Consider the following 9,033-nt stretch of genomic DNA (forward strand, 5'->3'; position numbering starts at 1 on the left):
GACGTACAATATCACTCCCGCTCTGACAATCAATGCTGGCTACCTCGCTGATAATTCAGATGCAACTGGTGCAATTATTATTTCTGCTAACAACCCCAGCGCCGAAAATGGTTTGTTTAACGGCAATTATTCTGCACTGAGTCAACTCACTCTCAAAGCCAGCAATACGCTATCGTTTGCGCTCACTTATGTCAATGCTTATCGAATATCTGCTGTTTTTGATTTTGGTGCAGGCTTTAGTGGATTTGTTGGAACGCTTGCAGCAAATCAATCGCCTGGTATCACTCCAGCAAAAATCAATAGTTACGGAGCAACCTTTTCTTGGCAGACGAATCCACAATTCTTGGTCAACGGATTCTTTTCTTATACGAATGCAGACTTTCTCAACGATGGTGAAGGTAGTCGGAATATTTGGAGCTATGGGCTAGGAATTGGATTACCTGACTTCGGTAAAAAGGGCAATTTGCTAGGAATCGTTGCAGGTGTAGAACCTTACTTGGGTAATCCAACGGCAATTCAACGCGCCAGTGGAGTGCAAAACGATCTTCCACTTCACTTTGAAGCATTTTATCGCCATCAATTGAATGACAACATTTCCATTACTCCAGGGGTAACTTGGCTCGTGAATCCAGACAGAATCAAAATAACAATGATGCTGTAATTGGCACGATACGGACAACTTTCCTCTTTTGATAAATTGATGCTGGACTATGGAAGAGTAGCTATCATATCATCAATCACCAAACAAGGCAAAAGTAAAAAGTTAAAAGGTAAAAGAAAGAAAAAGAAAAATGGTTGTGAGCCGCATAAATTTATTTATGGAACTAGGTAAAAACATTTGTTTTGAGACGCATAGCGCGAGAAACAATATCTCCTTATCAAATCTCCTCTCTTACAAAGTTCAGATCGACGGAAACCGCGGCTGAGACTTTGCGCTAAATTTATTTATGGGGATTATTTTTTTATTTTTTACTTTTTACTTCTTAATATCCTTCAGTCTTCCGATCTGGGTAGCGAATCATTGGAAACAGCATCGGCGATGTACCTGCTTGAATAGTACCGATCGCTTCAAACCCGTGCCGCTCATAAAAGGGAACACTACTTGGGTTTGAGGATTCGAGATAGGCAGGGGTTTGGGTGCGATCGCATTCTTGCAAGATTTTCTGTATCAAGGCAGATCCATATCCTTTGCCTTGCTGCTTGGGTTCAACTCCTAGAATTGCCAAATACCAATGCGGCTCAGTCGGGTGATAGTGTTCCATCTGTTCTAGCAGAGCAAACATATCGGCTTGCGTTTGCTCTGCGACGCTGTGCTGAATTAGGTCAACTAGCGGTTGGGCATCTGGTTCGATTCCGGGTGGAACCCAAAGTGCTGCACCAAAGTAGTCGCCGATATAGTAAGCAGTATTATGCTCAAAGGCTTTACCTCCAAAAAAGCTAATGAATTGCGGGAAATAGGTCAGATATTGGCGAGGTTCAGGATATAACCATCGTGACGCTGGGTCTGTGTTAAACGCTAGCACCTCCAGTGCAACGACATCGGCGACATTAGACTCAGTGACCGATTCAATGGTTGCAATAATTGGTTCTACCTCATTTGTAGAACTTACATTCAAGGGTGTTGTGTGCATTACTGGCTCCTTAGTGTTGAAAGAATCAGGGTTCTTTTTCTTCTAGAGTACGTTGATAGTTATTGTAAAAGTGTAGGGATGAAATAGCTAGAAAAGTTCTGATTTTCACCTGACTGGGGGACAACAAGCTGTAAATGAATTAGTTTCGGCAGAAAATCAACGGGAGCTGCAAGCGTTCGCTTCAGGGATAAAGCAACTGGCACAAAGAATTCGCGAATCATGTTTGTGATTCAATCCTCTGGTTTTTCTTCCTCCAGCTCATCACCAGAACTTTGATAGTGTAAGCAAGCGGTTTTTTCATATATAAGTTTGGCTCATATCAAGCAAGTAAACAATTGCAGGGGATGTGGCTCGTATGTGACAAAATGAGGATTTTGACTAGTGGATGGGGTAACAGTGCTAAAACGGAAAAGTTTTAGCATACAATTTTCCCATTTTGAACACGGGGACTCATGAATCAAAGCTATAGTAATCCAGCAAGACAAAAGCTTTCCTGCATTTGTGGAAAATACTGCAAGAAAAACAAGTAGTACTTTCCTGAGTCCGTACAGTGTGGCTCATGCTACACGTTGCAGGATTTTAGGAAGCAAAACATATTTTTCATAGTTCCACAATTACTAGAGTGAATGGTATGTTTATTTTGGCAATCCTCTATTAATATCAAATTATCAATGGAGCTTCAAACTGAAATTGATAAAGCTATAGTAGCTGTTGATTACCAGAGATTTAAAGCTGAGTTTCAAGCTCAAAATGAATTTTTGGTAGTGGAAAACTTTCTCCCTAACTCCATCATCGAGCAGTTTTTGGCGCTGTTGCCGTCTTTGCAACCTGCTATCAACCGCAACTATATTCCCAATCATAAAAAGGGCGGTAGTATCAGCCGCTATAGCTTAGACAGCCTTGCTCCGATTTTTGGAGAGTTTTATCAACTCAATGCCTTTTTCGAGTTCCTGAACAAAATTACGGCAGAAAAACTCCTTCCCTGTCCTGATGCCGATCCCCATACTTACGCGCTGTACTATTACACTGAGCCTGGAGATCATATCCAGTATCATTACGATACCTCTTACTATCACGGGAAACGCTATACAGTGTTGCTCGGTTTGGTTGATAATTCGTCCAGTAAGCTGGAATATCAACTCTACAAGGATATTCCTGAACGCGAAACTCAAACGCGATCGCTCTCCATAACCCCTGGTACTCTAGTATTATTCAATGGTGACAAACTTTACCACAGAGTTACTCCTTTGGGTGAAAATGAACAGCGTATTGTGTTGACTTTGGAGTACGTCACCGACACCCGCATGGGTATGCTAAAACGTTTTGTCTCGAATATGAAAGATGCGATCGCCTATTTTGGTTTTCGCCAAGTGTTTCGCTCTAATTATTCCCTTCGTTATTGATATTAGTTTAGCCATGCTATCTAAAGTTCGCAGCCATCCTTATTTTCTTGCTCCCCAGCAGCCATCTAACCCTAATTATCCACTCTTTGTATTTATCCCAGGCATGGATGAGACTGGAAAGGAACTGATGTATATTCAAACAGCAGGTTTAGAGGCGGCTTTTGATGTCCGTTGTTTTGTCATTCCGTCTGACGATTTAACAAGTTGGGACGAAATGACAGAAGAAGTAGTAACTTTAACCCAAATAGAACTAGAAAAAGTACCGCGTTCGCCTGTTTATCTTTGTGCAGAATCATTCGGGAGTTGCTTAGCACTAAAAGTTTTAGAAAAATTCCCTCAACTATTTACAAAGATTATTTTAATTAATTCTGCTTCTTCATTTCATCGAGTACCTTGGTTAAATTTAGGTTCGCTTTTGTTCCCTTACACACCTCAATTATTTTATAAAATTTCTTCGTTTTTATCGTTGCCTTTTCTAGCTAATTTAAGTCGAATTTCACCTGCTGCTAATCAAGCTCTTTCAAACTCAACCAGTTCTGCACCAAAAGAAACTGCTAATCAGCGTCTATCTTTGATGAGAGAATTTGATATTGATGAAAAGAAATTATCTCAAATTACTCAACCTGTCTTACTAATTGCTAGTAAAAATGACCGACTTTTGCCTTCCTCAGCAGAAGCACAACGTTTAAATAATATTTTCCCTAATTCTCAGATAATAACTTTACCTAATAGCGGTCATGCTTGCTTAGTCCAAAATGATGTTAATCTTTCTGAAATTTTATTATCAGCTAATTTTATTGTTGGTTAATGTACTATTTGAAGTAGCATGTAATGACTCATTTTATAGCTAAACAAACTATTTCGCTGAAATTGGCTTTGAGAATTTTTAGTATCGGGTTGCTGCCTACACTAACTGCTTACCCTGCTTTAGGTGCAGAACGCATAAAATTTAATTACGGTCTTTTAGAAAGGTCTATTCCAATTAGTTCGCTCGAAACTTATGCTAAAACAGGCAAAGTAGACGATGCTTTGGCTGGATATACTCATTATGTAAATAAAAAGGAACTAACTCAACTGCGAAAAGTTTTACTAACTCCTATTCCTTTAAATGAAATAGAAGTTTCGCAATTTCTTTATACACCAATTGGAGAACAATTATTAGAGAAGTTGGGAAAAGTTATTCAGACAGAATCTAGATTGTCAGGATTTTATGCAATTCGTGCAGCACTGATTTTGTCAGCCATAGATCAAAAAGATTTTACGCTTTTAAATGTATTACACAAGTTTCCTGCAAATGCAATTTCAATTAATTTAGACCAGAGTTTGGCAATTGCAGAAACATTGCAGAATTTAGTCAATCAAACTCAAAAAGCAGTAGCACTTATTAACCAACAATCCCAACAAAAGGCAACCACTGCTTCTATACCTAATATCGTTCCATTAATGGACTTAGGAAAAACCGGAACTTCTCGTTTCTTAAAGCAAACTATCACACTGAATGACCTCTTGCGTAATCGGATTTTTCCAGTTGATATTTACCTTCCAATTGCTCAAACTCCTCGTCCGATAATTGTCATCTCGCACGGACTTGGTTCTGACAGAACAAGTTTTGCTTATCTAGCCGAACATCTCGCTTCTTATGGTTTTGTAGTTGCTGTTCCAGAACATCCTGGCAGTAATTCAAAACAACTGCAAGCATTATTATCAGGTACAGCAGATAGAGTGACCAATCCTAGAGAACTTATTGACAGACCTTTAGATATTAAATTCTTACTAGATGAACTTACTCGTTTATCAAAGTCTAATCCAACATTTCAGGGGCATTTAAATTTAGAACAAGTTGGTATAATAGGGCAATCATTTGGTGGGTATACAGCATTAGCATTAGCAGGTGCAAAGATTAATTTTGAGCAATTGAAAGTTGACTGTCCAGCTTTGAAAAATACGTTAAATATTTCGCTTCTACTTCAGTGTTTAGCAGTAAATTTACCAAAGGTTAAATACTACTTATCTGATGTAAGGATAAAAGCAGCAATTGTAATCAATCCAGTTGATAGCAGTATTTTTGGTCAAGCTAGCCTCAGCCAAATAACAATTCCCGTGATGATTGTATCTGGCAGTTATGATACTGTTGCTCCGGCTTTAACAGAACAAATTCAGCCTTTCACTTGGTTAACAACTCCAAATAAATTTTTAGCACTTATCAATGGTGGTACACACTTTTCTACTATTGCAGAATCACCAAATGCAACTATACCTGTTTCTCCACAGGTAATTGGTTCAAGTCCGGCTTTAGCACGTCGTTATGTTAAAGCTTTGAGTGTTCCCTTTTTTGAAAACTATGTTGCTCAGCAGCCAAGTTATCTTCCCTATTTGAGTACAGATTATGTTAATACGATTAGTCAGCAACCACTACCGTTAAGTTTGATTAAATCACTGACATCTGAACAACTACAACAAGCGTTTTAATAAACCTTTTGAAGCTAGATGAACTCTACAAAGATATTCCTGAACGGGAGATGGAAATGCGATCGCTCTCCATAACCTCTGGTACTCTAGTATTATTCAATGGTAACAAACTTTACCACAGAGTTACTCCTTTGGGTAACAATGAACAGCGCATTGTCTTGACTTTGGAGTACGTCACCGACACCCGTATGGGTATGCTAAAACATTTTGTCTCGAATATGAAAGATGCGTAGGCGTAGCCCGTCGTAGACATCGCCTATTTTGGTTTTCGCCAGGTGTTTCGCACTTGGCGCAATTAGCTTTTATATTCCCCAATCACCTCGATTTTACCCACAATGTTACTGTTTAAATCTTCCAGTTATTCGGCTGGAATCCACCATTCTGTATGGTATGAAGCTCCAAGATGAACTTCATACTTATCCATAAAAACTTTCTTAACCTCAAACCGTGTAACATAACCTATGCCACTGTCCCTAACATTCCATTTAGTCGTAATTTCCTGGGCATACTGCTTGTTTGTAACTGGGTAAAAAATTGGCTGTTCAGGTAGTCTCGGCGGCCATTTGGTGTAGTCGCTTTGTTTAACCAGTTCTAGCTCTTTTGGGCCAGTAGGACGATACAGAGTTATTGTTTCTTCCATGTTAAGAATTAATTAACAAATATTGTCTTGAGCAAAAAACAGTCATTATAAAATACTAGGAAAATTTCCAGATTTCCTGGTGTCTAAGCTAGTGTTGGTGACTTGACAATGAAGGCAATTATCTTAGCTGCTGGCGTTGGACGACGCTTAGGTAAAGATGGGCAAATCCAACCCAAATGCTTACTGAAATTTAATGGCAAATCTTTATTAGAGCGCCATTTGAACAATCTCCGTCATTACCAAATTGATGAAGTGGTGATTGCTGTGGGTTATCAAGCACAAAGAATTCAGGAGGAAATCAAAGTATTAGGAGCCGAAAGTTGGGTCAGTACAATTTATAATCCTGACTACACCAAAGGCAGTACGATCAGCCTTTGGACTGTACGTCAGCATTTAGTTGCTGGCGATGACATATTATTAATGGATGCAGATGTATTGTGCGATCGCCGCATCATCGAACGACTGGTAAAGACAAATATCGCCAACAGCTTTTTACTAGATCGGGATTTTGAACCGGGAGATGAACCTGTGAAGCTTTGTGTTAGAGATAATTATCTAGTGGAGTTTCGCAAACAAGTAGCTCCTGGTTTGGCTTATGATTTTGTCGGTGAGTCGGTGGGATTCTTTCGTTTTGGAAGTGCTACTGCTCACCGGATTGCTACTCGCACAGAACAGTATGTTGCAGACGGACGCGATAATGAACCTTATGAAGAAGTAATTCGGGATCTGCTCTTAGAAACTCCAGAAACATTTGGCTACGAAGACATCACTGGATTACCTTGGCTTGAAATTGATTTCCCCCAGGATATTCAACGTGCCCAAAACGAGATTTTACCTCAGATAGAAGTCGTAGAAAATGTCTGAAAATATTTTAATTTGTAGCGGTTATCGAATGGAAGCAATACAGTTTGACCTCACTTCCATTCCTCTCTCCTTTTAGGAGAGAGGCTTTGAGGTTTACTCCCCAACGCTAGCTCTTAAGGGGCTGTTCTTGTTAGGTCTGTATTCCATGCAATTGATAACCGCTATATTATATAGGTTGAAAAAAGCAGAATAAATGCATCAAATATTTGCACCCATTGATACCGCTGCAAAATTAAATAAATGTACCCAATTGCGGGTATTACTAGAATCGCCTCAACTCGACTTCATCATGGAAGCTCACAATGGGATTAGCGCCCGGATTGTGGAAGAGGCTGGATTTAAAGGAATTTGGGCGAGTGGACTAGCCCTTTCGGCTCAATATGGCGTTCGAGATAATAATGAAGCCAGTTGGACTCAAGTTGTGGAAATGCTGGAGTTCATGTCTGATGTCACCAGCATCCCGATTTTATTAGACGGGGATACTGGTTATGGCAACTTTAATAATATGCGCCGCCTAGTCAAAAAGTTAGAACAGCGAGGTATTGCTGGAGTCTGTATTGAAGATAAGCTTTTTCCCAAAACCAATAGCTTTATCAACGGTAGTCGCCAAGCTTTGGCTGATATTGATGAATTCTGCGGCAAAATTAAAGCAGGTAAAGATAGTCAGACAGACCCAGATTTCTGCATCGTCGCCCGACTCGAAGCTTTGATTGCTGGGTGGGATCTCTCTGAAGCAATGCGCCGAGCTGAAGCTTACCACGCAGCTGGAGCAAACGCCATTCTGGTTCACAGTAAATCATCGCGTCCTGACCAAGTGTTAGCCTTTGCTAAAGAGTGGGCGGGTCGTTCCCCGTTAGTGATTATACCGACTAAATATTACAGCACGCCTACTGATGTTTTTCGCAAAGCTGAAGTTAATTTGGTCATCTGGGCAAACCATCTGATTCGAGCTGCTGTTGCTAGTATGCAAGCGATCGCGCGTGAAGTGAAAGCCAGCGAAACTTTAATTAACATTGAAGATGAGATTGCTCCCGTAAAAGAAATTTTCCGGCTACAAGGGGCGGATGAACTCCAAGAAGCTGAAAAACGCTACTTTAACAACGGACGGCAAAATACCCAAGCGATCGTTCTGGCTGCTAGCAGAGGCCAAGAATTAGCAGGATTGACGCAAGATAAACCAAAAGTAATGTTACCCCTTGGAGGTAAACCCCTACTCAGGTTGTTGGTGGATAAATTCAAGAAACTTGCCATCAACGATATTACCGTTGTCGCCGGTTACAAAGCAGAAACTATCAATGTTCTGGGGACTAAAGTCATCCGCAACCCAGATTATGAAACAACGGGAGAATTAGCATCCTTAGCCGTAGCTCAAGCTAGTTTTGGCGAAGAAATGCTGGTGCTTTACGGCGATTTACTATTTAGAAGCTACATCCTACGAGATTTATTAGAATGTCCCGGAGAAATTGTCGCTGTAGTTGATTCTGTAGCCAACAGCAAGTCTGTTAGCGGTTCACCTGACTACGCTTATTGCTCAATTCCAGACGATCTTTCTCTGTTTGGACAGGATGTCAACCTGTTGAATATTTCTAAAACCACACAAACGCAATTAGGAAAATCTAGCGGCCGCTGGATTGGGATGCTGCGCTTGCGGAGTCAAGGTAGACAATGGGTTAGTGAAGCACTCAATGAGTTGCAAAAACAACCGGAATTCAATAGTTTAGGTTTGCCAGAATTATGCAATTATTTAATCGAGCAAGGCAAACCGATCAAGGTGCTTTATATTCGCGGTAACTGGTTAGATGTTAATTCTTTGGACGATCTTGACCTTGCTTTTCAATTAAAACAATAAAAGTGGGGCATTGGGCATTAGGCATGGGGAATTGTGAGATTGAAGTTTTGGGTTCTGAAGCTGAAGTTTTGAGTTCTGAGGTCGAAGGTTTGAGTTCAGAAGTCGAAGTTGCGAGTTTAGAGGTCGAAGTTGCGAGTTCAGAAGTCGAAGTTGCGAGTTCAGAAGTCGAAGTTGCGA

General features: G+C 40.3%; 10 protein-coding genes. 7 read left to right on the forward strand and 3 right to left on the reverse strand.

Annotated features, from left to right (window positions below; translation table 11 throughout):
* A partial coding sequence (locus ACFE93_RS32955; protein ID WP_375480058.1) for an iron uptake porin occupies positions 1 to 661 on the forward strand: 661 nt, incomplete at its 5' end.
* Between the two features lie 322 nt (positions 662 to 983).
* Here ACFE93_RS32955 and ACFE93_RS32960 read toward each other — a convergent pair.
* Both ACFE93_RS32960 and ACFE93_RS32965 read right to left on the reverse strand, forming a co-directional pair.
* Positions 984 to 1,631 (reverse strand): GNAT family N-acetyltransferase, encoded by a 648-nt coding sequence (locus ACFE93_RS32960; RefSeq protein WP_375480060.1) that lies wholly within the window; start codon positions 1,629 to 1,631, stop codon positions 984 to 986.
* Positions 1,632 to 1,690: 59 nt separating this feature from the next.
* On the reverse strand, positions 1,691 to 1,852 hold the full coding sequence (locus ACFE93_RS32965) for a hypothetical protein (protein ID WP_375480062.1): 162 nt from the start codon (positions 1,850 to 1,852) through the stop codon (positions 1,691 to 1,693).
* A 450-nt stretch (positions 1,853 to 2,302) separates the two neighbouring features.
* On the opposite strand from ACFE93_RS32965, the gene ACFE93_RS32970 reads away from it, so the two are divergent.
* The 4 genes from ACFE93_RS32970 to ACFE93_RS32985 are packed head-to-tail and all read left to right on the forward strand — an operon-like array spanning position 2,303 to position 5,736.
* Positions 2,303 to 3,034, forward strand: coding sequence for a 2OG-Fe(II) oxygenase (locus ACFE93_RS32970; RefSeq protein WP_375480064.1), 732 nt, complete (start codon positions 2,303 to 2,305; stop codon positions 3,032 to 3,034).
* A 13-nt stretch (positions 3,035 to 3,047) separates the two neighbouring features.
* Positions 3,048 to 3,842: an alpha/beta fold hydrolase gene (locus ACFE93_RS32975; RefSeq protein WP_375480074.1), complete on the forward strand. Its 795-nt coding sequence runs from the start codon at positions 3,048 to 3,050 to the stop codon at positions 3,840 to 3,842.
* Between the two features lie 23 nt (positions 3,843 to 3,865).
* Positions 3,866 to 5,503 carry an alpha/beta hydrolase gene (locus tag ACFE93_RS32980; protein ID WP_375480065.1) on the forward strand — a complete coding sequence of 546 codons (1,638 nt, stop codon included), beginning with the start codon at positions 3,866 to 3,868 and terminating at the stop codon, positions 5,501 to 5,503.
* Positions 5,504 to 5,511: 8 nt separating this feature from the next.
* Positions 5,512 to 5,736, forward strand: a complete 225-nt coding sequence (locus tag ACFE93_RS32985; protein WP_375480067.1) for a hypothetical protein — start codon at positions 5,512 to 5,514, stop codon at positions 5,734 to 5,736.
* A 125-nt stretch (positions 5,737 to 5,861) separates the two neighbouring features.
* On the opposite strand, the gene ACFE93_RS32990 is transcribed toward ACFE93_RS32985, so the two are convergent.
* Positions 5,862 to 6,143, reverse strand: coding sequence for a hypothetical protein (locus ACFE93_RS32990; RefSeq protein ID WP_375480069.1), 282 nt, complete (start codon positions 6,141 to 6,143; stop codon positions 5,862 to 5,864).
* Positions 6,144 to 6,251: 108 nt separating this feature from the next.
* Between ACFE93_RS32990 and ACFE93_RS32995 the strand changes: the two genes are divergently transcribed.
* Both ACFE93_RS32995 and aepX read left to right on the forward strand, forming a co-directional pair.
* Complete coding sequence (locus ACFE93_RS32995) at positions 6,252 to 7,007, forward strand: NTP transferase domain-containing protein (protein WP_375480070.1); 756 nt, start codon at positions 6,252 to 6,254, stop codon at positions 7,005 to 7,007.
* Positions 7,008 to 7,200: 193 nt separating this feature from the next.
* A complete protein-coding gene (gene aepX, locus ACFE93_RS33000) occupies positions 7,201 to 8,856 on the forward strand; it encodes a phosphoenolpyruvate mutase (protein ID WP_375480072.1) in 1,656 nt (551 codons plus the stop codon).
* The last annotated feature ends 177 nt before the right edge of the window (positions 8,857 to 9,033 follow it).

The organism is uncultured Nostoc sp. (genome assembly GCF_964247315.1).
Lineage (GTDB): Bacteria > Cyanobacteriota > Cyanobacteriia > Cyanobacteriales > Nostocaceae > Nostoc.